Genomic DNA, 23,310 nt, shown 5'->3' on the forward strand with positions numbered 1-23,310 from the left:
AGTGTCTTGATATTGTGGTTTTTTACGTCTTATTCGGCGGTTTCATTGCTGGGCTTGCTGGAAGGGCTGAGTAATTCATCCAGATCATTGCGCAGGCTGAGATAAACGCTTTCATCAACATGCCCGCGCAGCCTGCTGATAAGTTCGTTGGCGGTTTTCAGAAGAGATGGCCGCATTTCGGCTGGGGCGTCAGCTTTAAGGTATTTAACACTGGCGTGGGCTGCAGACAGGGTGAGGCGCGAGTTGCGAGTGTTTTGTGCTTCCGGGACAAGCAAGGCAACCGCTTCATTAAAGCGCGATTTCAGCATGAGTTGCACGCCGGTATTATTAACATCGGTGATTTCTTGTCCTGTGGTTTGAATGAATTGCTTCCACGCTGGTCTTTGGTTGGCTGTGCTTTCTAGTATGCCGGACATATTTTTGGTCGTCACAAAGCGTTTGGAGAGGATAGACAGCCAGCGGTAGGGTGGAGCACTGCAGTTGGCGGTTTCTGTTTCGTTGCTTGGGGGGCAAATTAAATGCGCGGTCATGATGAAGCTGATGGCCAGCTCCATGCTGAAGTCGTCATCCACCATGGCGGTTTCTATTTTGCTGAGGTCTTCTGTTTTGCCGCTAAAAATAGCCGAGGCGAGCTGTGCGGAAATTCTATTCTGGTGGGAGTCGTCTTTACGGACTCTTTCCTGAACCATGCGCAGGTATTTTTCGGCATCAGCGAGTGAATCTTCAATTTTTGCTGCAATCGCTAGCTGCAAAATGGTGTTGGCAGAAAGGGCCGTGGAGTTGCCCCCACAGTTTACTGCTCTGCTTAACAGCGTTTTGGCCTTGGCGCTGTCTCCCAGCATATTGGCTAAATTGCCTGCTTTTTGCAGGCGATTAATATTGTTGGGTGTAATTGCAAGGCATTTATCAAAGACCACCATGGCTTCGTCAAGGCGGCCCTCATTCATATACATATTGGCCAACTCTTCGTAAGCGTCAACATATTGGCTGTGCTGCACGATAGAGGCTTGCAGTAGCTGATCGGCTTTGGTTTTGTTGCCCTGCTTATTGTAAACCTTGGCCAGCCCCAGTTTTGCCCATGGAACAAGGCGACTCGCTAGAATTTCTTCAAATAAAATACGCGCTTCTTCCAGCTGGTTTGTTTCCAGTAAAAGGGTAGACAACAGGCGCAGAAGATCTGATTTATAAGGGACTTCGGGTTTGGCCAGAAGACCACGGGCAGCGTCAATGGCGCCCTGCATATTGTCTTCAGCAATGCAGTCATAAATAACCTGCAGGGCTTTCTTTTTTTTCCATGCAATATTCAGCCTGTCTATCAGCTGAGAGCCGGAAAAAGGCTTAATCAGGTAGTCGTCAGGGCCAACTTCGGCAACGGCCACCACTTTTTCATAAGAGGCTTCTGCGGTGATCATAAACCACACCGTGCTGAGCGGCAGCTCGCCATTTCTGCGAATTTCTTCAAGCAGCTCCTGGCCGTTCATTCCTTCGCCAAAATCGTAGTCACACAAAATAACGTCGTATTCTGCATTACGCAGCCGACGGCGGGTTTCCCCTACACTGCTCGAGGTGTCTACGCGGGTGATACCCACTTGCGCAAGTGTCATGCGTAAAGACTGACGAACAGTTGGCGCGTCATCGGCGATAAGTGCGCGTGCGTTGCTAATTAAGTCGGTCATCGTAGTTTGGCAAGAGGAAATTGACGTGTATATTAACCATTACCTGATTATGGGGAAAGCGTGGGCGTAATGGATGTAAAGAAGGGTTTTTGAGCGCCAGCTGGTTGCCGGGCATGGCGGATAGGACTGAGAAGGATGAATAGGCGTAAAAAAACCCAGCTTGGCTGGGTTGTTTTGCTACCGGCGGTTTATTAGCTTGCCAGTAAAATGCCTGAATATTTTGCCATAATGCCTGAGCTTATTAAAGCTAGGCAATGGTCTAATCTTACTGGTGCCCAGAAGAGGACTCGAACCTCCACACCCGAAGGCACATGGACCTGAACCATGCGCGTCTACCAATTCCGCCATCTGGGCAATGCTTAAAGCAAAGCTTGCTATTTAATACGGAGTCACTGATAAAGCTGACTCATTTACTACATATTACTGGTGCCCAGAAGAGGACTCGAACCTCCACACCCGAAGGCACATGGACCTGAACCATGCGCGTCTACCAATTCCGCCATCTGGGCAATACTTAAAGCAAAGCTTACTATTTAATACGGAGTCACTGATAAAGTTGACTCATTTACTACATATTACTGGTGCCCAGAAGAGGACTCGAACCTCCACACCCGAAGGCACATGGACCTGAACCATGCGCGTCTACCAATTCCGCCATCTGGGCAATACTTACTTCTTTTTCAAAAGTGACTGCTGCTTAGTCAATGCGGATTAAACCGTTTTTGATAAGACACATTTAATACAATTAGAACGTGGTGCCCAGGAGAGGACTCGAACCTCCACACCCGAAGGCACATGGACCTGAACCATGCGCGTCTACCAATTCCGCCACCTGGGCGCTCTAAAAGCGTTAGAATGTTGCTGCGCCTCACTTAAGAGGAGGCGATTATTGTTAAAAGCGGACTCCATGTCAAGAAATATACCGAAGAAATCTTTAAGAATTTCCACTATCCCCAAACAGGAGGCCCCGACGATGAGCGGCCGTTCCAAAAAAATCAAAGGCATACGCGCGTCTGACCCATTTCTGGAGCGTGAACGCGAACGCTATGAATTTCCTCTTCCTTCACGAGAATTTGTGCTTCAAGTGCTCACCGAGCATGGCGCACCGATTTTTGTTGATGAATTAATGAGCATGTTATCCATCCTTCCAGAAGAAGAAACACAGTTTCATCGCAGAATGGCGGCGATGGAGCGCGAAGGTCAGGTGATGATTAACCGGAAAGGGGCGCTGTGCCTGCCGGATAAACTCGATCTTTTACAGGGGCGGGTACAAGGGCATGCAGATGGCTTTGGCTTCTTAGTGCCTGACGATGGCAGTAGCGATCTTTACCTTGGCCCTAAGGAAATGGCTAAGGTTTTACATGGTGATCGTGTTTTAGTACGGCCAATGGGGCTGGATCGCCGCGGGCGTCGTGAAGGCAGTATTGTTGAAGTGCTGGTGAGGTCTACTCAAAAATTAGTGGGCCGCTTACACGGTGAACACGGTGTGTTTACTGTCACTGCTGAAGATAAACGGATTAGCCATGAAATTCTATTAGAGCCCAATGGCACGATGGGCGCTGAATCTGGTCAGGTGGTCATGGTTGAGCTGGTGACGCAGCCTTCGCGCTATTCACAGCCGGTAGGTCGGGTGGTTCAGGTGCTGGGTAACTATGCTGACCCGGGTATGGAGATTGAAATTGCCCTGCGTAAGCATAATCTGCCGCATGAATTTTCTGCCGAGGCCATTTTGCAGGGTGAAGATACGCCCACCAAAGTGCGTAAAAAAGATTGGAAGAAAGTACTGGATACGGTAGAGCGTGAAGATTTACGCGATTTGCCGCTCGTAACCATTGATGGTGAAACGGCCAAAGATTTTGATGACGCCGTTTATGCAGAGAAAAAGGGCAAGGGCTGGCGCTTAATCGTAGCCATTGCCGATGTCAGTCACTATGTATTGCCAGGGGATGCGCTGGATGTGGGCGCAATCGAGCGTGGTAATTCGGTGTATTTCCCGCGCCGGGTTATTCCGATGTTGCCTGAGGCCCTTTCAAATGGCATTTGCTCTTTGATGCCTGATGTAGAGCGCCTTTGCATGGTGTGTGATATGCAGATTACGGCTAAGGGCGAGATTAAAAAATATCGCTTTTATCCTGCTGTGATGCATTCAAAAGCGCGCCTGACTTACACCAAAGTGTGGGATATGATTCAGCACCCTGTAGGTGAAATGGCCCAGCAATATCAGCATGTATTACCGCAAATCGATACACTTTATGCGCTGTTTAAAGCTTTTTCTGCTGCACGTGCCTTGCGCGGTGCCATTGATTTTGAAACCGTCGAAACAGAAATGCGCTTTGATGATAAGGGCAAAATCAGTGAAATTGTGCCTGTTGTTAGGAATGATGCACATAAATTAATCGAAGAATGCATGCTGGCGGCGAATGTATGTGCGGCAGATATTTTGCTGAAAAAAGAGCACGACTGCGTTTACCGCGTACATGAAGGGCCAACACCAGAAAAGCTGGAAAATCTGCGCACTTATATCAAGAGCGTGGGTTTAACGCTGGATGGTGAAGAGGATCCAACGGCCGGTGATTACGCTGTGCTGCTGGAGAAAATCAAGCTGCGCGAAGATGCGCCGCTGCTGCAAACTATGCTGCTCAGGTCGCTCTCTCAGGCTGTATACAGCCCTGATAATAAAGGCCATTTTGGCTTGTCATATGATGCCTATACCCATTTTACTTCACCGATTCGCCGCTACCCTGATTTACTGGTGCACCGCGCAATCAAGGCTATTCTGGCAGGAAAAAAATACACCCCAGCCATGAAGTGGGAAGCTTTGGGCACGCAGTGCTCAATGACAGAACGCCGTGCGGACGACGCCAGCCGCGATGTGCAAAACTGGCTGAAGTGCTATTACATGCAGGATAAGGTCGGTGAAGAATTTGAAGGCGTGATTTCCGCTGTTACCGGCTTTGGGATCTTTGTTCTGCTGGACAATGTGTTTGTAGAAGGCTTGGTGCATATTTCCGAGCTGGGTACAGATTACTTCCACTTTGATGAAGTCCGCAAAGAACTGAAGGGCGAGCGCACGGGGCAGGTTTATCGTATTACTGGTCGTGTAAAAATCAAAGTAGCGCGTGTTTCCCTAGAAACCAGCAAGATTGATTTTATGCTGGTTGAAGAAAAACCCATGTGGGGCGATAAGCCTGTAGCCGAAGTGGCCGCTGGCCGCCGTAATGCACCACCGCGCAGCCCGGCTCCAAGGCGTGGCAAGCCGGTTGCTGCACCTGCGGCAAAAACGGCAACCGCAGCTAAGCCGGCTGCGGGTGTAAGAAAAACCAGCAAGAGCGTTGCTAAACCCACTGCTGATTTATCTGCTAAAAAAACCGGAGTGGCCAAGACTAAAGCGGCCACTCCGAAAGCCGTGGCTTCAAGCCCAGCGGTGACGAAAACTGCAGCAAAGAATGTACGAAAAAAAGCGGTTGTTCGTCAGGTTTCCGGGCCGGGTAATTTGGAGGCTGCTTCCGCTCCTGTTGCCAAGACGGTGGTACCTGTAAAAAAAGCCGTGGCACCTGAGGTTGCTAAAACACCCGTAGCCAATCAGCCCGCAGCCGCGAAGGCTGTGCCTGTAAAAAAGGTCGTGGCGCCTAAGGTTACTAAAGTACCCGTAGCCAATCAGCCCGCAGCCGCGAAGGCTGTGCCTGTAAAAAAGGTCGTGGCACCTAAGGTTACTAAAGCACCCGCTGTCACCCAGTCAGCTGTGGCTAAGGTGGTTCAGAAAACGCCGCCTTATGCGCCTGAGGTTGTAAAACCCGCTGTAAAAAAACCGCGTGCACCTAGGGTAAAGCCTGCTGTTGTTAAGGAGGTAACGATAGATGGGGGCGATACAGCGCTGAATAAGCGTAAACCAAAGTAAGCCATGGACTAAAAGCAAAACAGCCCGCTGACGGCGGGCTGTTTACTGGCTGGGCTATGAGGTGGATTTAAGTGCTTTAAGTAAGTTTTCACGCTGTATGGAGTTGATCTCTTTAATTTGCACAATGTGGCGGAACATACTGACTTGCCCCATCAGTGAGGTGCAGCTGATATTGCCAGTGAAGTCGACGTAGTTCTTTTTATTGACTTGTGTGCCTGGAATATCCAGATAAACATGGCAGGAAGTCCCTACTTTGACTTCTTTATCTGCAAGGATGATGAGGTTGTGTTCGGCCACTTCTACAGCAATACCATAGACAGGCGGAACACTGGGAGCCGTGACCATGGCCGCTCGCCAGCTTACTTTTTTACGAGAACGAGTATCAGTTGTTTGATTCATGATGCTTATCAAAATGGGCAGATTTATTTGCCGTTGAAAATACAGCGTAGCACTCGTCGTGCTAACCTTGTGCCTGAATACCGCACTGCGGTAAAGATATACTTTTAACCAAGGAGTTCTGCATGTTTATCGTCGATCGCTCGGTTGCTATCATTAAGCCACGGCAACCTTTTCTCGATTGGCTCAATCAGCTACCTGGAAATGACATCCAGCTGACTTTAGAAGAAGTGCGTTGTGACTGTACCTCTATTTTGATCCCTGAAGCGAATGAAACTGAAGACGGCATCGCATTCATTGATGAAATTGCTGAAAAATTATTCGAAATGGAGCTTGCTTCCTGGGTTGCTGAAGAGCAGCACTGGCCAGAGAAGCGTAATCTCAAAACATTCTGGGAATGGTTTGATGTTGAAGTGCATCTGGGTGTTATGGATGCGGTTGCAGAAGATATTCACAACACCCCTACAGATCATGGCTACCACTAGGCGCTAGTATAAAGCTTTTGCTAGGTATATTTACTTATTGAGTGTAATAAAGGGGCGAATTATCGCCCTTTTATTTTGCAGCAGCATTTAAATACACCCTTGTTTTTCTCATTTTGCTGCAAGTCAACCCATGCTGCTTAGTAAGTTTGCAAATAAACGTTTGTGGGCAGATGCATGAAGCTTAGGGCTAAAATGCATGGATCAAGAAAAGATGGAGTAAGTATTGTGGGCGGCTTGGTTTTTCAGGACAAGCTATAATCGTTTTGGTGTGATTTTTTACTTATACCTTTCTTGTTTATTTTGATTAAAGTGCAGGGCTTGGGTTGATCTTGTAAGTTATGAAGAGGGTTTGAAATGAAATATTTTCTTTCTGCGGCAATGCTGGCGGCAATGACATCCGCAATGGCAGCAAACGAAGCACCGGTATTTAATGTTGTAAATCTGGATGCCAGCGTCACGCGCGAAGTGCCCAATGATTTGGCGAGTGCCATTTTATTTGTTGAATTTACAGATACTGATCCGGCTCGTTTAAGTGAGAAAGTCAATCAAACGCTGGGTGCGGGCTTAAAACTGGTTAAGCAGCAAAGTGTGGTGCAAAGCGGTGGTACGGCTTATGCAACTTATCCGCTTTATGGCAAGACCAATAAACAAGAAGGCTGGCGCAGCCGTGGTGAATTGCGTATTTCATCCCGCGATTTTGCTGTGTTGTCTAAATTATTGGCGCAGCTGCAGCAGCCACTTGCAGGGGGCTTGCCAATGCAGTTGGCCAATGTTAGCTATGGTGTTTCGGATGAGGCAAGGGCAAAGGCCGAAGAAGGCTTGATTGCGGAAGGCCTGCAGGCTTTTAAGCAACGTGCTGACCTGATTCAGAAGGGGTTTTCTGCTAAGGCATGGAAGATGATGAATGTGAATGTCAATACTTCAGGCGGTCATCGTCCGCAGCCTGTCATGATGATGAAAGCCAGCCCGATGATGGAAATGTCCGGCAGGGCGGATGCGCCGATTGAGTCGGGTGACAGCCGCTTAACGGCCAATGTTTCAGGCAGTATTCAAATCAGCGAATGAGCCCCGCGCCGCTTGTGCTGACTCCCTCCCTTTGGGAGCTGCGCTGCGTATACATAAGCCACGCAGCTGCAGCACTTGCCTGCGTTTTTTCTCCTTGGTTATGGGCCATCACGCTTGTGGTGGCTTTTTCTTTGTATTACAGCCTTTATCGAAAGCCACTTGCGCCTTGCAGCGTGATGGCTTTGCCTGACGGGCAGCTCAGGCTGACCATGAAGGATGGCAAAGAGGTGGATGCCTCTCTTTTGCCTTCCAGCCGAGTGATGGGCGCACTGATTGTTTTGCATCTTAAGGGGGAAGGGCAGCGAATTAATCTGGTGCTCTGGCCTGACAGCGCTCCGGCTGATTGCCTGCGTCAGTGGCGGATCTGGCTGCGCTGGCAGTGGCCGGTGTTGCAAAGGCCAAGCCGGTGATCTGTGGGCATTATGCTGTGAAGGCAGAGTGGTTAAGCTTGGTATCTTGAAGATGAATCGTGTGCTGTTTCTGAGACGGTTCTAACAGCGGCTTTCACTTGGTGGTGTCAGATGAGAAGCCACTGCATAAGGACTTGTGATGGTGTCTGTTACGGAAAGCCATTGTGGCAAGTGGGTCGTATTCATTGAACCGGCAAAAGCTTAATTGCACATTTATATAAAAAGGACACCGTAAAGTGACAACACGACGTCATTTTTTAAAGCAAAGCTTGCTGGTGTATGGTGCGCTGGCTGGTACAAGCGCCTTGAGTGCCTTTGTCACCTCAGGTGAAAGTAGCTGGCGCATGCCGGAGGAAGGCGAGCCGCATGTCGCTACCTGGATGGGTTTTGGCCCAGATAAAGAAATCTGGGGCAGGCGCTTGCAGGCGGGTGCGCAGGATAATCTGGCAACGATAGCCTCTGCTATTTCGGCTTTTGAACCCGTTAACATGCTGGTGTGCGAGGAGGATTATGCACTTGCGGCTAAAAAATGCGGGGCAGGAGTAAAGCTGATTGTGCGGCCGATGGATGATTTATGGCTGCGGGATACAGGGGCGGTCTTTGTAAAAAATGCGCAAGGCCAGCGTGCAGCGGTGAATTTTAATTTCAATGGTTGGGGAAATAAGCAGGCGCATGGGCAAGATGCAAAAGTTGCGGGTTTTATGGCTGGTGCTGTACAGCAAGAAATGCTTACAACCTCGCTGGTACTGGAGGGAGGGGGGATTGAGGTGGATGGTGAAGGCACTGCCATTATCACTGAAAGCTGTGTGTTAAATGCCAATCGTAACCCCAAAGTGAGTAAGGCACAGTGTGAAGCCGAGCTGAAACGCCTGTTAGGTATCCATAAAATAATTTGGCTACCCGGTATTGCTGGGCGCGATATTACTGACGGGCATACTGATTTTTATGCCCGCTTTACAAGCCCCGGTGTGGTGGTGGCAGGTTTTGATGCCGATCCTTCTTCTTATGACCATGCGGTGACCAAGCGTCACTTAGAAATACTGCGTAAAGCCACCGATGCCAAGGGGCGAAAATTAAAAGTGGTGGTGCTGCAAGGGCCATCATCTGTGCGCTCAAAGTTTGAAAATAAAGATTTTGCGGCGGGATATATCAATTTTTATGTGTGCAACCATGCCGTGATTGCCCCTGAATTTGGCGATGTAAAAGCCGACCGTAATACTCGGGATATTCTGCGTGATCTATTCCCACAGCGCGAAGTGGTGCAACTGAATATCGATGCCATTGCCGCAGGTGGCGGAGGCATCCATTGCACCACTCAGCAGCAGCCTGCTTAATGGATTTATCTTCTGAATGTCAACGCCCGAGAAAGGCGCTGCAAGCCATTTGCGAAAGCTTTAGCAGATTTAAAAAAGGAGTGGATTGCCGCTGCACTAGGGTGATGTCAGGAACGATCAGTTTATTCTCCCCAAATGCCTTGTGCCGGCTTACTCCTATCCAACAGTACTTATGGTCTATCCTCAGTTAAACTATCGTCTGTGACTAAATGAAGAGAGCGCTTAGCAATGAGCCAAAAACGCATCGTACTTGGGGTAACCGGTGGCGTGGCCGCGTATAAATCAGTTGAACTGGTTCGCTTATTAATCAAAGCGTCTTATGAAGTTCAAGTGGTGATGACTGAGGCCGCAACAAAATTTGTCGGGCCGGTTACCTTTCAAGCGGTATCGGGCCGCCCTGTATTTGTTGATTTGTGGGATGGCCGCGCGCCGAATAATATGGCGCATATTGATTTAACCCGTGGCGCACATGCCATCGTGGTGGCACCGGCCACGTCTGATTTTATGGCGAAAGTGGCCAATGGCTTTGCCGATGATTTACTGTCTACTTTGGTTGCCGCCAGAGATTGCCCGTTGTTATTGGCGCCTGCGATGAACCGGCAGATGTGGGAAAACCCGCCCAATCAGCGCAATCTGGCGCAGCTGATTTCTGATGGGGTGCATATTCTGGGTCCTGGCGAGGGTGAGCAGGCTTGCGGTGAAGTGGGCCTTGGCCGGATGCTGGAGCCTGAAGCGTTGCTGCAGCATATTGATGCATTTTTTCAGCTGAAATTACTGTCTGGCAAACGCGTATTGATTACTGCCGGGCCCACTTTTGAGCGTATCGACGCCGTGCGTGGCATTACCAATAGTAGCTCAGGAAAAATGGGCTACGCCATTGCCCGTGCAGCTTGGGAATCTGGCGCCGATGTGGTGCTGGTGTCGGGTGAAACCGCCTTGCCTGTGCCGCTGGGCTGCCGCCGCATTGATGTGGTAAGCGCCGAGGAAATGCTGCAGGCGGTGAATGCCGAAGTAGAAGAAGCAGATATCTTTATCAGTGTGGCTGCCGTTTCTGATTACTATGTGCTTAATCCTTCTGAGCAAAAAATTAAAAAAGACGCGCACATTCTTACCCTAGAGCTTGGCCCGAATCCGGATATTCTGGCCAATATTACGGCAAGGGAAAATCCGCCTTTTTGTGTGGGGTTTGCTGCTGAATCTGAAAACCTGCTGGAGTATGCGGAAGCCAAGCGTAAGCGTAAAAAACTACCGCTGCTGGCTGCAAATTTAGTGCAGAACGCAATGGGTGCGGATGAAAATGAAATTATTTTGCTTGATGATGACGGCGAAACCCGTTTAACTCGCGCCCCCAAGCTCGATGTAGCACGCCGTTTAATTGCTCATATCGCTCGGCTTTATCAAAAAAGGTAAGAAAATGTCACAGATTGATGTAAAGATTTTAGATGGTCGGTTGAAAGAAAATCTGCCGCAATACGCCACCAAAGGCTCAGCTGGCCTTGATTTGCGCGCCTGCCTTGATGTGCCGATGGAGCTGGCTCCTGGTGCAACTCAGCTAGTGCCAACTGGCATGGCGCTGCATCTGGATGACCCGGGCCTTGCCGCCATGATTTTGCCACGCTCTGGCCTTGGCCATAAGCACGGCATTGTGTTGGGCAATTTAGTGGGTCTGATTGATTCAGATTACCAGGGGCAAATTTTTGTTTCGGTATGGAACCGCAGCCAAGTGCCTTTCACGATTCAGCCTATGGAGCGCATCGCTCAGTTAGTGATTGTGCCTGTGGTGCAGGTGGAATTTAATCTGGTCGATGAGTTTGTCGATTCAGACCGTGGCGAAGGTGGCTTTGGTAGTACAGGCAAGCATTAAGCTGCTTAAGTTTTGCCAAAAAAGCGGGGGCTGAGGCCTCCGTTTTGCGTTTTCTGATTAAATCAGGCCGGATGCTTAAAATAACTCAATGCTTCCATTTACGGGGTGATGAATATTGAGCGTATCAACCGGGGCAATGGTGACTTTATTGCGGCCATTACTTTTTGACTGATAGAGCGCTTCATCCGCACGCCCTAGTACCGTACTGAGAACTTCGGAATGCAGCAGCCGGGTAAAGCCTATGCTGATGGTCACTTGGCCTACTTGGGGGAATGTTGTCTGCGCCACTCTTTCCCGGAAACGTTCAACTGCAAAAATGGCACTGCTTTCACCCTGCGGGCCCATCAAAATCACAAATTCCTCCCCGCCAAAACGAAATAAGTAGTCACCACTGCGAAAGCTTGCCTGCATAAGCTGTGCAATCAGCAGCAGCACTTCATCGCCATAGATATGACCAAATTGATCGTTGATACGCTTAAAGTGGTCAATGTCCATCACGGCTAGGAAATAGGAATCATCCTCTTGCTGGCTTCGGCGATTATTTTCTTCTATCGCAGAGGCGTCTTCGATGCTGATGGCGTGCGTTTTTTCTTGTGAGCCCATGATTTTCTGGAAATGGCGCTCTAATGTTTTTCGATTAAGTAAGCCTGTGAGCGTATCTGTTTCACTGTATTTAAGCAGGGATATATGGTTTTCATAGATGCGGGTCATGCCTTGCAGGGCCCTTAAATCTGTTTGTTTAAAAAGATGTTTGCCCTGACAGTCGATTAAAACATGGGGCTGATCGTTCATTTTAAGCGTGCGTACCAGACGGAAGTGGATGCTCTCCGCTGTGTTTAAATCGGAAAGGGCGCTTTTAAGGATAGGGTCAAAGTCAGCAGAATCGCTGTTTAGGGTGTTTTGGGGCCGCCATTGCCACGCTTGTTGAATTTCTCCGTTGGCAAGGCTCAGTGTTTTTTTGATTTGCCAGACGGCTTGCGGGTGTTCAGTACTGGGGCGGCAATGATAAAAATCGACCCGTTCTAAATCGAATATTTCTTGCAGGCTGATGCCAAGGCTGATTAAAAGCGCGTCCCTGTCATCTAGGCTGGTGAGGTCGGCCATTGCATCCAGCATAATAAAAGGCTTGAGGGGCATAAACAGACTCCCGCGTGTTGGATCAGCGTTTTTATAAAATGCGCTTTGCTTTATAGCTGACGGCTTATGCTGTATGGCCAGTTTGTTGGATGGCTGCGGTTAAAAGGTGAACTATTTATCAGATTGGGCGGCATGGCAAAAAAACAGCCGCTCATGCGATGCAGTGAGCGGCTGTTTTTAACGCAATAAAATCTTAGAGCTGTGTTTGTAAATAGTTTGGCAGGCCTATTGCTTTAATCAGGCCAATCTGTTGTTCCAGCCAGTGAGCGTGATCTTGTTCGGTGTCGTCCAGAAGTTTAACCAGCATGTTGCGGCTAACGTAGTCTTGCTCCTGCTCGCAAATGGCGATAACACGTTTCAGTGCGGTGGCTACATCGTATTCAGTCAGTAAATCATTTTGCAGCATGGCAGGGACATCTGCGCCAATACGCAGTGCGTCACGCCCGGCTACATCGGGGATGCCACCTAAAAATAAAATACGGGCAATCAGCAGAGTGGAGTGGCCAATCTCATCCTGGCGTTCGTGATCGATGCGCTCATAAAGTTTGCTATAGCCCCAGTTGTGATACATCTGGCTATGCACAAAGTATTGATCAACCGAGGTGAGTTCGGTAACGAGCAGCTCTTTTAAGCCTGCAATGACATTTTGTTTACCTTGCATGGTGATCTTCCTTATGCGTCGATTTGTGATTGGAGGTAATTTGCAAGGCCAAGGGACACTTGTAATTCGGCCTGGGTTTCCAGCCAGTCAACGTATTCTTCTTCGTCTTCGAGCAGATCTTCCAAAATGTCGCGGGAGACGTAGTCTTGCTCCAATTCACAGGTTTCAATCGCCTGGCGCAAAGTAGTGAGGTGGCTGCTGACCAGCTTTAAATCACAATCCAGCATTTCCGGGGTGTTTTCACCGATATATAATTTGCCAAGCTGCTGCAAATTTGGCAGGCCTTCCAGCATCAGGATGCGGGTGATGAGTTTATCTGCACGTTTCATGGCATCAATCGATTCGTGATACACCGCATCATTCAGTTTTTTTAAGCCCCAGTTGCGATACATCCGCGCATGTAAGAAAAACTGATTGATGGCGACCAGCTCATTGCCAAGAACGCTGTTGAGCGAGTTAAGGACGAGTTTGCTACCTTGCATTGTGTATTCTCCATGGACCCGGTCTAATTTTTAATTGATTAGTGGCGGGGTATTTGTCAGTTTTAAATCCCTTCTTTCTATGTGGGAATTGAAATGCAGTTTCCCTGATTTATCAGCTGTTATTCTATTCTTTTTATTATTTATTGCCAGCCCATAATTTACCATTGAGCGCTTTATATTGTTTTATTAAGAATGGTTCTTGTTTTCTTAATGAAATTGTATTTAAAAATGAAAAGGACTTCATTGGATAAGTATGCTTAATTATTTTGGCAGAGAATAAAAACTATTATTGTTTGTGCCTTATTTATGTTATTTTTTGTGGAAGATAATCGTGATTTAGGAGTGTTTATGGTATTGCCTGATGAAATCATTGCCCTGGCACATCAACTGGCCGATGTAAGTGCTGCGGTCATACGCCCTTATTTTCGCAGCCCGCTGGCGATTGACGATAAAAATGATCACAGCCCAGTCACCATTGCAGACAAAGAAGCCGAGCGTGTAATGCGCGAGCTGATCCTACAAAAGCGCCCGCAAGATGGCATTATCGGCGAAGAGTTTGGCCGGGAGCGTGAAGATGCAGAGTGGGTATGGGTGCTGGATCCGATTGATGGCACCAAGTCGTTTACGGTGGGCAGGGCCTTGTTTGTGACGCTGATTGGCCTCTTGCATCATGGCAAGCCGGTATTGGGCATTATTAATCAGCCTGTGCAGAATGAGCGCTGGCTGGGGATTGGCGGCCAGGGCGCATGGCTCAATGGCGAGCCGGTTGTGGCAAATCAAATTGATCAGCTGCAGGCGGCAAGGCTGGGAACAACCGGGCCTCAGTATCTGCTTGCAGGTGCGGCAGCTTTTGCGCGTTTATCTGCGGAGTGCCGTTTTACCAGTTATGGGGGAGATGGCTACCTCTATGCGCAGGTGGCAAGTGGCTGGCTGGAGCTGGTGGTGGAAGAGGGCTTAAAATTGCATGATTTTGCCGCATTGGCTCCTGTCGTCAATGGGGCGGGCGGCCTGATGACTGACTGGCAGGGAAAGGCACTGGATATTCACAGTGAAGGGCGGGTTTTAGCAGCGGCTAACCCTGTATTACACGCGGCAGCACTGCCATTTCTGCTGAACGCGGTATAATGGCTTTATTCGTCACATCTAACGTGGAATGCCATGTTTAAGAACACACAATACGTTTCAGAATTCACCCAATTTATGCAAGGCTATTTGGTGGACAATCCCGAGGTGGCTCAAGGCCAGCTTGAGGGCCGTGCACTGCTGTGGGATAAAGCACCCTTGGATTTAGACGAGCGGGTACGCGCTGCTGAATCAAAGGTTCAGCAAAAACCTTATCCTTACCAAGCTGATTAATTTATTAGCTTTGTAAAAAAACCGCTGTTGATATCAACAGCGGTTTTTTTATGCATCAAGCGATGGGTATCAGGTGTGGTATTGGCTGATTATGGTGTTGAGCGTCATTGCGATTTGGCGCAGCTCTTCGGAAAGCTCGCTGGTGCTGCTGGCTGTGGCGTGATTTTCTTCGCTGGCCTGGGCTATTTTCTCGATATTGTTGGCAATATCCTGGCTTGCGGAGCTTTGCTCGCCAATGGCGTCGGCCATTTGGGCGATATCGCTAACGGTGTTTTTAGATTGCTGCTCAAGGTGGGCTAAAGATTCGGCTACGCTCTGCGTATTGCGTACGCCGCTTTCTACCATACGGCTGGCGTGTTGCATGCCCTCAGATGCCGTGCCGGTGTCTCTTTGTACCGATTCAATTTTACTGGTGATTTCGGTGGTGGCTTGTGTGGTGCGCTCGGCCAGCTTTCTGACTTCATCCGCAACTACCGCAAAGCCACGGCCTAAATCTCCGGCGCGCGCGGCCTCAATGGCTGCATTGAGAGCCAGCAGATTGGTCTGGTCTGCAATATCTTTAATCACCATCACAATGCTGCCAATTTCGCCTGAGCGCTGGTTAAGCTGATCGATGACTGCAGCGGAGCTATTGATGTTGTCAGCAATCTGGCGAATCTCACTGGCGGTGCGGTTGGCAGAAAGGGCACCTTCGGCGGCAGTTGAAGCGCCTTGCCTTGCTTCCGCATTTAAACCTTCTGCGCTGGATGAAATCATATTTACACTGACAGATAATTCTTCAACGGCTGCTGCTGTAGCGCTTGAGGCGGAAGACTGAATTTCTGATGAATCAGTCATTTGCCTTGCTGCCGTTGAGAGTGTTTCGGCGGAGCTTAGCAACTGGCTGGAATTTTTGCGAGATTCACTGATTACTTTACTCATATTAATTAGCAGGCGATTAATGACTGCTGATGACTGGCTGATTTCATCAATCCCCGCTTGGTTAAGCCTGAGCGCTAAATTACCAGTCTGATCAATCTCAGTAATCACCGCCTGTAAAGCCGCCAAAGGTTTTCGAATGCTGCGAATAATCATTAGTGCGCTGGCAACGCCGATTAAAATGGCAAAAAACATCAGTGTAATAGAGATGCTGATTGTTGCTGTGGTAATGGTGCCCAGCGTTTTTTCCATGCCTTTTGCTTTTGCGATGGCGTCATCGGCCAGGGTGGTCAGCCCATCTTGCATTGAACGAACAGGTTCTTTGTATTTTGAAAACTCGGCATTGATATCTGCGGCTTTCAGGTATTTTTTTGCTTCTACTTCATCTGATATGCGATTAAAACCATCGGCATAAACTTTAAGGTGCTGAGTCAGATCATTTAATTTTTGAACATCTCCAGAACTGGCATTGGTCAAGCCGCTTTTTATTGCTGCATTCGCTTTTTCAAGAGCAATATGCCATTTTTGATCGTATTCTTTGACCTTTTCAATGCTTTCAAAATTTAAAAAGATATCCTTTTCAAAACGTCTTAAATCTGTAACCTGATGGCGGGCTTCGATCAGATCAAGTGAGTAGTTTAAATCATGCTGTAACATGTTTTCTGTGAGGCTGGCCTGCCGATTCAGCCCCCATAGCCCGAGTACACCCACGCTGATAAGTAAAAGCAGAAGGAGGGCAAATCCTCCTATTAGCCTTGCGGCAATTGTAAACTTTGATAGCATGGGATTCTCCAAAGGGAAGCTTTGTAATAGATTGTAGAGTTGATTTAGCGTATTGCTAGCAGAAAGCGCAGAAGGCTGATAAAGAGTCAGGCCAAGGGGGATTTTTTATTTTTTATGCGCAAAAAAATACCGTATTCAATTGCATGAATACGGTATGGGCAGGGGGGTATTGCGTCAATCGGGTGTTAATTGCAGCCGATCGAGTTAATTATATTTATTACAATAAAAGACAGCGTTTAATGTGTTTGAATTAATGCTGCATTATTTATTTCGCATAAAATCGGCTGTGCGAAAAAACGCATCTTCTAGGTGATCACGTAATGCTGCTTCCATGGGAATCTCTTCCATAGCCTGAAACATGCACATCAGCCATTGATCACGCTCGTCTTCACCAATAGCAAAAGGCATGTGGCGTGCGCGCAGCATTGGGTGCCCGTATTTTTCGATAAAACGCTGCGGCCCGCCTAGCCAGCCGGATAAAAAATCAAAAAACTTATCGCGAATCACTGTGCTATCCCCTGCGTGCATGGCGCGGATGCCACTGGCGCGCGGGTCGCTATACATTATGTCGTAAAAGCGATCGACCAATTGACGCAATACTGCGTCGCCGCCCAAAAGCTGGTAAGGCGTCATTTCTGCTACTTCTTGCATATTTAGCCTTTTACTGGTTTGACTAAGCTGGCTGCCAGCTTGGCGCGGCTGCGTGCTTCATTCGTATCAGCTCCAGCTGCGAGTGCCACACCCATGCGGCGGCGGGTAAAGCTCTCCGGTTTGCCAAATAGGCGCAGATCGGCGCGAGGCACCGCAAGCGCCTCTGCTAGCCCTTCGAAAGCAATGCCTTTTTCCTCCATTCCGCCATAAATGACGGCGCTGGCTGCGGGTTCACGCAGTGTGGCATCAATGGGTAGCATTAAGATGGCTCGGGCGTGCAGCTCAAATTCAGAAAAACGCTGGCTGGCAAGGGTAACCAGACCGGTGTCGTGCGGGCGCGGGCTGACTTCAGAGAACCAAACATCATCGCCCTTTACAAATAGCTCTACCCCAAACAAGCCACGACCACCTAAATCTTGTGTGATTTTTTGGGCGATATCACGGGCGCGCTCCAATGCCAGCGGGCGCATTGCTTGGGGTTGCCAGCTTTCTACATAATCGCCATTTTTTTGGATATGGCCGATGGGGTCGCAGAAGAAGGTTTCAATTTCGCCGGACAGGCCTAATGCCCGAACGGTAAGCAGCGTGATCTCGTATTCAAAATCGATAAAGCCTTCCACAATCACCCGGCCCTGATCTACACGGCTGCCGCTGGCGGCGTAATCCCACGCAGCATCAATGTCTGCTGTATCACGAATAAAAGACTGGCCTTTGCCGGAAGACGACATCACCGGCTTTATCAGGCAGGGCAGCCCGATGGTTTCGATGGCGGCCCGCATTTCGTCCAGTGACGAAGCGAACTGGTAGCTGGATGTAGGTAGGCCCAGTGTTTCAGCAGCTAGGCGGCGGATGCCTTCCCGATTCATGGTGAGGTGTGTAGCGCGGGCGCTTGGAATGACCACAGCAAGGCCGTCTGCTTCTATTTCTAATAGGGCGGATGTTGCAATGGCTTCGATCTCGGGAACGATTAAATGCGGGCGTTCAAGCTCCACCAAGGCCCGTAGCGCAATGGGGTCTGCCATATTAATCACATGGCTGCGATGCGCCACTTGCATACCAGGCGCGTTTGCATAGCGATCAACGGCAATTACTTCAACGCCAAGTCTTTGCAGCGCAATAATCACTTCCTTGCCCAGCTCGCCGCTACCTAGCAGCATTACTTTGGTGGCAGAGGCGGAGAGCGGTGTGCCGATACGCATAAGATTTCCCTGAGCAAGTCGATATGTGAGGGGGAAATTTTAACATGATCAGCGGCATGGCTGAGTAGGTATGAGGCTGGTTGGTGTGAAGGATATGTGCATTATTTGTGCAGATTCTTGATCGTATTGGCGCCTGATCTTTGATTTTTGGGCGGTCTGATTTGATTCGCTTTTTTAATGGGTAAAGGGCCGGCCATTTTGGCGTGTTTGTTTTTTAGGGAAAAACGCAGGAATGAGCTATTAAATGAGATTGCTGTGTGTTTAGTTGAGCGCCCTATTGCAGGGTCATGATATTTTATTTGACCATTTTTAATGGCGGGTTAATTGGCGCTGTATATGTTAACTGTAGGGGTATTAATTTATTGTGTATTTGTATGACATAAAAACAGCATGGCCTGCCATCGTATTATTTAGAGTGAGTACGATTTTCTTAAGGTTAATCAATAATATTACCGTTCAAATCCATTAATCTGCTTTTTAAACGTATTTTATTTACTGGCGTAAATAAACTCGTTATGCTGCGCTCCCTTGTGTCGGTTGAGGGAAGAAGGTTTACAGATTTTTACCGAATTAAATAATAAAATGATGAGCTTAATATGAAACTACGCAATATTTTAGTCGCAGCCAGCATTATTGCTACTCCAGCTGCATTTGCCGGCAACGACTGGTCTTTTAAAAACGTCAGCGTGAACTGGCTTGATTGGTCTGGTGGTACTGAAACCCGCACCAATGCGGGTGCATTTGCCGGCAAAAAAGACTTTGCTTTTTTAGAGGTTGAAGGCGGCTTCGGTGGCGACTGGGGTGAAGCATACGGTTTCTTCGATGTTGAAAACCCAACTAAGGGTGCGAGCGAAACCGATGGTCGTGACAAGCGCCGCTATGCAGCAAAAGCCATTGCCCGTTTTAATTTGGTGCAATTGGGTGGCGTGCCTGTACAGGCCTATGTTCATCTTTATGATGCACGTGATCATGGCACTTTCTTTAGCCAAAACCGCGTTTTAGGCTTGGGTACCAGCCTTTCAAATGGCAATTTCTGGATTAAGCCCTTTATTGGCGGCCATCAGCAATTCGATCGTAATATCGGTGCGCACGCCAATGGTGTGATGGCGGGCTACGTCGCGGGTTACAGCTTCCAAATGTTCGGCCAGTCTTTTATGGCAACCCAGTGGCATGAAACAGAATTCAACCGCGATGATAAATTCCTCACCATGGGTAGCCCGGCTGGCGGTGTGACTCAGGGTAATGCAACAGGCCAGAACGGTGCCGTGTCGCTGTGGTGGAATGTCAGCAAAGAATTCACAACCGGCGTTCAGTACCGCTATGCGGATCAGAAGTTAGGCTCGGCTTCATATCAAAATGCGATGATTTACACTGCTAAATACAATTTTTAATTGATATTTAATGTGACAAATAAAAACCCGCTGCGGCGGGTTTTTATTTGCCTGTTTGTTTTATCGTCATGAAAAATGCGGGCTTACAAAAAATCATATGCAAGGGGAGGTTTGAGTATCGGAGCGCTGCACGCTCAATTAAAAATTGCTGCTGTTTTAGCAACAAAATATGTGTTTCGTGGTGACTGAACATTGATTAATTTTGCGCGCTGATGCTTTTGCACTGCTGGTCAAACTTGTTTGTTTTCGCCACATACATGAAAAACATAAATGTAAGAATGGCTTGCAGGGGTGATGGTTTCTTTCTGTGGTTTTACACGTAGTCAGAATGCGGTATTTAAAGTTTCTTCGTGTATGAGACAAACTTTGATATGCTTTTGTCTTGAAATTTGGGGCTTTATTCAGATCGGCGTAGTGGCTTGGTAAGGTGTATTGCGTATTGCTTACACTTTATCTATTTATAATTGATTTAGAGGGGTGGGTATGAAAAAAGTTTTACCGCTTTTGTCGCTATGTTTTTTATTTGGCTGCGCTAACCCGGTTCGGGATGGCATCAATAATCTGCGCACTTCGGTGCGGAATGGATTTCAGGATATTAAAATTGAAGTGGCGCCAGAGGTTACTAAAGTAGCAAATTTGGAAGAATTAAAGTTGGAAGCCTCGCTGGATGATCGTTTTGATTTAAATGGTTACGTAACGTATACAAAGTCATGCAATTCTTTTTTAACCATGGATGTTCGGTTTTATAGTGCAAATGGATCTGCCTTGGGTAATAGCATGGCAATGTCAAAAAGTTACAAGTCGGGTGAGCGTGCTAAATTTAAAGCATCGTTCAAACAAATTGCTAAAGATCGTGGTGAGCTGATCAGCAAAGCGGTTGTTAGTAATTTAAAGTGCATATGATTGTACGCGGCCTGAATGGCCCACAAAAAAAGGAAGCGTGTCGCTTCCTTTTTTTTGTGTAAAGACGCTTGTTATTCGCACTTGGGCTTATTGGGAGTGCCAGCGAAAGCGTGGCATGGTTTCACCATTATGGGTGATCTCTTCAGTAAACATTGCCAGCGGCCGCACCCAAAGATCAAAGTCACCATAGAGACAGCGGTATATCACCATTTCTTCTTCTGTTTCACTGTGTCTGGCGACGCCGGTGACTTGATAAAGCGGGCCTTTGTAATGCTGATAAATGCCGTTTTTAATCGTTTTCATGGGTTTATCCAATCTTTTTTTCCAAGTTATCAGGGAAGACTTTAGTCAGGATTCAGGATGGTGCTTTTTGCTTCGCTCAACATGCCGGGATAATCGCGGCTGTAGTGCAGGCCGCGGCTTTCTTGTCGTGCCATGGCGCAGCGTACGATCAGCTCGGCAGATTGCACCAGATTTCGCAGCTCGATCAAATCGTTAGAGACGCGGAAATTGCTGTAGTAGTCGTCGATTTCATGTTGTAGCAATTCGATGCGGTGCAGGGCGCGCTCTAGGCGTTTGTTGGTGCGCACAATCCCGACGTAATCCCACATAAAGCGGCGTAATTCATCCCAGTTGTGTGAAATCACCACTTCTTCGTCTGGATCGGTCACCTGGCTTTCGTCCCACTCCGGAATATCGGGGCGATCACTCTGTGTGATTTGTAAAATATCGGCCGCCGCTGCTTTGCCAAGTACCATGCATTCCAGTAAGGAATTGGAAGCCAGTCGGTTAGCGCCGTGCAGGCCGGTGCAGGCCACCTCGCCTACCGCATATAAATTGGCCACATCAGTGCGGCCAGCGGTATCACTGACAATGCCGCCGCAGGTGTAGTGCGCAGCCGGTACGACAGGGATGGGTTCTTTAGTGATGTCGATGCCCAACTCCAAGCAGCGCAGATAGATATTAGGGAAGTGCTCTTTGATAAAGGCGGCAGGCTTATATGAGATATCTAGGTAAACGCAGTCAAAACCGCCTTTTTTCATTTCAAAGTCGATCGCACGGGCCACGATATCGCGGGGTGCCAGCTCGGCGCGCTCGTCGTGCTGGGGCATAAAGCGCGTGCCATCAGGTAGCTTTAAGATGCCGCCTTCACCGCGTACGGCTTCGGTAATTAAAAATGATTTGGCATGCGGGTGATAAAGGCAGGTAGGGTGGAATTGAATGAATTCCATATTGGCCACACGGCAGCCAGCGCGCCAGCCCATGGCAATCCCGTCGCCCGTTGCTACATCTGGGTTGGTGGTGTAAAGATAAACTTTGCCCGCGCCGCCACTGGCAAGGACGGTGGACTTTGCCACGATGGTTTCAACGCGGTCGGTTTCTTTATCGTAAACATAGGCGCCGTAGCAATGCTTGCCTTCGCGGCCTAATTTTTGATCGGTGATTAAATCAACGGCAATATGTGATTCAAGTACGGTGATATTGGGGTGTGCGGCGACTTTATGCGCTAGTGTGTCGATCACGGCTGCGCCGGTGGCGTCTGCCGCATGGATGATGCGCCTGTGGCTGTGCCCGCCTTCCCGGGTAAGGTGGTAGCCTTGATAGGCGCTATCGCCTTCGGTGTCTTTGGTGAAGGGCACGCCCATCTGGATTAGCCAGTCGATGGCTTCTTTGGAATGCTCAACAATAAAGCGCGTGCTTTCCTGATCGCACAGGCCCGCGCCGGCGACATGGGTGTCACGAATATGCAGCTCTACACTGTCGGTGCCATCGAGCACTGCTGCAATGCCGCCCTGCGCCCAGCCGCTGCCGCCATCCCGCAACTCGCGCTTGGTCACCAGGCCCACTTTGATGTGGTCAGCTAAGTGCAGCGCCATGGTCATTCCGCCAAGGCCACTGCCGATGATTAATGCATCAAATTCACGCATTGCAGGTGTTCCATTCCCAGAAAAATGGAATATTAACAGAGGCCAGACCGTCTACGCCGTGTATAAAGCCAAATCTGTCAGCTTTTGTATGTGCTGGCTTGATAAAAATCATGGTCAACCCCATGTGAGTGTAAATATCTTTTGGAGACATCTTTGATTCAGCGAACCGATCGTGATATCGATCAGGAGCTTGTTCTGCGGGCTCAGGCGGGAGATAAGCGAGCCTTTGAGTTGTTGGTAGTGAAATACCAGCGGCGTGTCGCACGTCTTTTGTCGCGGCTGATTCGCGATCAGTCAGAGATTGAGGACGTGTCTCAGGAGTCGTTTATCAAGGCTTATCGTGCCTTGCCATCGTTTCGTGGCGAAAGCGCTTTTTATACCTGGTTATATCGTATTGCTATTAATACGGCTAAAAACCATTTGGCTACCCTTGGCCGCCGCCCGCAGCTGGCAAGTCTTTATGAAGACGAGGAAGGGGAGTCACTGGATGCTGCTGCACAAATACCGGATTACCATACGCCTGAAACTGAACTCTCTAACCGGCAGATTGTCTCTACAGTGAATGCAGTGGTTGATGAGTTACCTTCCGAGTTGCGAACGGCAATTACGTTGCGCGAAATGGATGGTTTAAGTTATGAAGATATCGCCGCCGTGATGAATTGCCCCATTGGTACGGTTCGTTCTCGGATTTTTCGCGCTCGTGAGGCTATCGCAAATAAGCTGAGGCCTTTATTGGATGTCGTCGGAAAAGATAAGCGCTGGTAAGCTTCGAA

Annotated in this window: 21 protein-coding genes, 4 tRNA genes and 1 pseudogene; 12 read left to right on the plus strand and 14 right to left on the minus strand. The window is 48.6% G+C overall.

Annotated elements, in window-relative coordinates; translation table 11 throughout:
- Window positions 1–29: 29 nt before the first annotated feature.
- From DYD62_RS09855 to DYD62_RS09875, 5 genes are all read right to left on the minus strand, one after another.
- Entirely contained in the window at window positions 30–1,676 is a 1,647-nt protein-coding gene (locus DYD62_RS09855) for a response regulator (protein ID WP_115227182.1), read from the minus strand.
- A 269-nt stretch (window positions 1,677–1,945) separates the two neighbouring features.
- A tRNA-Leu gene (locus DYD62_RS09860) sits at window positions 1,946–2,030 on the minus strand.
- A 70-nt stretch (window positions 2,031–2,100) separates the two neighbouring features.
- A tRNA-Leu gene (locus tag DYD62_RS09865) sits at window positions 2,101–2,185 on the minus strand.
- 70 nt (window positions 2,186–2,255) lie between these two features.
- Window positions 2,256–2,340: transfer RNA gene (locus DYD62_RS09870), tRNA-Leu, on the minus strand.
- Window positions 2,341–2,429: 89 nt separating this feature from the next.
- A tRNA-Leu gene (locus DYD62_RS09875) sits at window positions 2,430–2,514 on the minus strand.
- Window positions 2,515–2,649: 135 nt separating this feature from the next.
- Here DYD62_RS09875 and rnr point away from each other — a divergent pair.
- Window positions 2,650–5,133 (plus strand): annotated as a pseudogene (gene rnr / locus DYD62_RS09880) (ribonuclease R); the annotation flags it as partial.
- Window positions 5,134–5,628: 495 nt separating this feature from the next.
- On the opposite strand, the gene DYD62_RS09885 reads toward rnr, so the two are convergent.
- Window positions 5,629–5,973, minus strand: coding sequence for a hypothetical protein (locus tag DYD62_RS09885; RefSeq protein ID WP_115227184.1), 345 nt, complete (start codon window positions 5,971–5,973; stop codon window positions 5,629–5,631).
- Between the two features lie 122 nt (window positions 5,974–6,095).
- Between DYD62_RS09885 and DYD62_RS09890 the strand changes: the two genes are divergently transcribed.
- The 6 genes from DYD62_RS09890 to dut all read left to right on the plus strand — a co-directional run bounded on the left by DYD62_RS09890 (window position 6,096) and on the right by dut (window position 11,128).
- Window positions 6,096–6,455, plus strand: a complete 360-nt coding sequence (locus DYD62_RS09890) for a hypothetical protein (RefSeq protein ID WP_099396899.1) — start codon at window positions 6,096–6,098, stop codon at window positions 6,453–6,455.
- A gap of 354 nt (window positions 6,456–6,809) precedes the next feature.
- Window positions 6,810–7,520, plus strand: coding sequence for an SIMPL domain-containing protein (locus DYD62_RS09895; RefSeq protein ID WP_115227185.1), 711 nt, complete (start codon window positions 6,810–6,812; stop codon window positions 7,518–7,520).
- A complete protein-coding gene (locus DYD62_RS09900; RefSeq protein ID WP_115227186.1) occupies window positions 7,517–7,930 on the plus strand; it encodes a protein YgfX in 414 nt (137 codons plus the stop codon). The genes DYD62_RS09895 and DYD62_RS09900 overlap by 4 nt, the downstream gene beginning before the upstream one ends.
- Before the next feature lie 236 nt (window positions 7,931–8,166).
- Complete coding sequence (locus tag DYD62_RS09905) at window positions 8,167–9,264, plus strand: agmatine deiminase family protein (protein ID WP_172476488.1); 1,098 nt, start codon at window positions 8,167–8,169, stop codon at window positions 9,262–9,264.
- 228 nt (window positions 9,265–9,492) lie between these two features.
- The gene (gene coaBC, locus DYD62_RS09910) at window positions 9,493–10,674 is read left to right on the plus strand and encodes a bifunctional phosphopantothenoylcysteine decarboxylase/phosphopantothenate--cysteine ligase CoaBC (RefSeq protein ID WP_115227187.1); all 1,182 of its coding nucleotides are present in this window, start codon (window positions 9,493–9,495) and stop codon (window positions 10,672–10,674) included.
- A gap of 4 nt (window positions 10,675–10,678) precedes the next feature.
- Window positions 10,679–11,128: a dUTP diphosphatase gene (dut, locus tag DYD62_RS09915; RefSeq protein WP_115227188.1), complete on the plus strand. Its 450-nt coding sequence runs from the start codon at window positions 10,679–10,681 to the stop codon at window positions 11,126–11,128.
- 75 nt (window positions 11,129–11,203) lie between these two features.
- Here dut and DYD62_RS09920 read toward each other — a convergent pair whose 3' ends face one another.
- The 3 genes from DYD62_RS09920 to bfr (DYD62_RS09930) form a co-directional block, all read right to left on the minus strand.
- Complete coding sequence (locus tag DYD62_RS09920) at window positions 11,204–12,265, minus strand: GGDEF domain-containing protein (RefSeq protein ID WP_115227189.1); 1,062 nt, start codon at window positions 12,263–12,265, stop codon at window positions 11,204–11,206.
- A 193-nt stretch (window positions 12,266–12,458) separates the two neighbouring features.
- Window positions 12,459–12,926 (minus strand): bacterioferritin, encoded by a 468-nt coding sequence (bfr, locus tag DYD62_RS09925; protein WP_115227190.1) that lies wholly within the window; start codon window positions 12,924–12,926, stop codon window positions 12,459–12,461.
- A gap of 11 nt (window positions 12,927–12,937) precedes the next feature.
- A complete protein-coding gene (gene bfr / locus DYD62_RS09930; protein ID WP_115227191.1) occupies window positions 12,938–13,408 on the minus strand; it encodes a bacterioferritin in 471 nt (156 codons plus the stop codon).
- Window positions 13,409–13,756: 348 nt separating this feature from the next.
- Here bfr (DYD62_RS09930) and DYD62_RS09935 point away from each other — a divergent pair, with 348 nt between their 5' ends.
- Together DYD62_RS09935 and DYD62_RS09940 are read left to right on the plus strand one after the other, a co-directional pair.
- The gene (locus DYD62_RS09935; protein WP_115228262.1) at window positions 13,757–14,533 is read left to right on the plus strand and encodes an inositol monophosphatase family protein; all 777 of its coding nucleotides are present in this window, start codon (window positions 13,757–13,759) and stop codon (window positions 14,531–14,533) included.
- Window positions 14,534–14,566: 33 nt separating this feature from the next.
- Window positions 14,567–14,764, plus strand: a complete 198-nt coding sequence (locus DYD62_RS09940) for a DUF3460 family protein (protein ID WP_115227192.1) — start codon at window positions 14,567–14,569, stop codon at window positions 14,762–14,764.
- A gap of 69 nt (window positions 14,765–14,833) precedes the next feature.
- On the opposite strand, the gene DYD62_RS09945 is transcribed toward DYD62_RS09940, so the two are convergent.
- The 3 genes from DYD62_RS09945 to purT form a co-directional block, all read right to left on the minus strand.
- The gene (locus DYD62_RS09945) at window positions 14,834–16,465 is read right to left on the minus strand and encodes a methyl-accepting chemotaxis protein (RefSeq protein WP_115227193.1); all 1,632 of its coding nucleotides are present in this window, start codon (window positions 16,463–16,465) and stop codon (window positions 14,834–14,836) included.
- A 261-nt stretch (window positions 16,466–16,726) separates the two neighbouring features.
- Window positions 16,727–17,116: a group II truncated hemoglobin gene (locus DYD62_RS09950; RefSeq protein WP_115227194.1), complete on the minus strand. Its 390-nt coding sequence runs from the start codon at window positions 17,114–17,116 to the stop codon at window positions 16,727–16,729.
- Between the two features lie 2 nt (window positions 17,117–17,118).
- Window positions 17,119–18,315, minus strand: a complete 1,197-nt coding sequence (purT, locus tag DYD62_RS09955; protein WP_115227195.1) for a formate-dependent phosphoribosylglycinamide formyltransferase — start codon at window positions 18,313–18,315, stop codon at window positions 17,119–17,121.
- A gap of 596 nt (window positions 18,316–18,911) precedes the next feature.
- Between purT and DYD62_RS09960 the strand changes: the two genes are divergently transcribed.
- On the plus strand, window positions 18,912–19,706 hold the full coding sequence (locus DYD62_RS09960) for an outer membrane protein OmpK (RefSeq protein ID WP_115227196.1): 795 nt from the start codon (window positions 18,912–18,914) through the stop codon (window positions 19,704–19,706).
- Window positions 19,707–20,189: 483 nt separating this feature from the next.
- Window positions 20,190–20,609 (plus strand): hypothetical protein, encoded by a 420-nt coding sequence (locus DYD62_RS09965; RefSeq protein ID WP_115227197.1) that lies wholly within the window; start codon window positions 20,190–20,192, stop codon window positions 20,607–20,609.
- Between the two features lie 87 nt (window positions 20,610–20,696).
- On the opposite strand, the gene DYD62_RS09970 is transcribed toward DYD62_RS09965, so the two are convergent.
- Window positions 20,697–20,912 (minus strand): DUF1653 domain-containing protein, encoded by a 216-nt coding sequence (locus tag DYD62_RS09970; RefSeq protein WP_115227198.1) that lies wholly within the window; start codon window positions 20,910–20,912, stop codon window positions 20,697–20,699.
- A 41-nt stretch (window positions 20,913–20,953) separates the two neighbouring features.
- Window positions 20,954–22,537, minus strand: coding sequence for an L-aspartate oxidase (gene nadB / locus DYD62_RS09975; RefSeq protein ID WP_115227199.1), 1,584 nt, complete (start codon window positions 22,535–22,537; stop codon window positions 20,954–20,956).
- Window positions 22,538–22,690: 153 nt separating this feature from the next.
- Between nadB and rpoE the strand changes: the two genes are divergently transcribed.
- Entirely contained in the window at window positions 22,691–23,302 is a 612-nt protein-coding gene (gene rpoE, locus DYD62_RS09980) for an RNA polymerase sigma-E factor (protein ID WP_505712073.1), read from the plus strand.
- The last annotated feature ends 8 nt before the right edge of the window (window positions 23,303–23,310 follow it).

This window comes from Iodobacter fluviatilis (genome assembly GCF_900451195.1).
Classification (GTDB): Bacteria; Pseudomonadota; Gammaproteobacteria; order Burkholderiales; family Chitinibacteraceae; genus Iodobacter; species Iodobacter fluviatilis.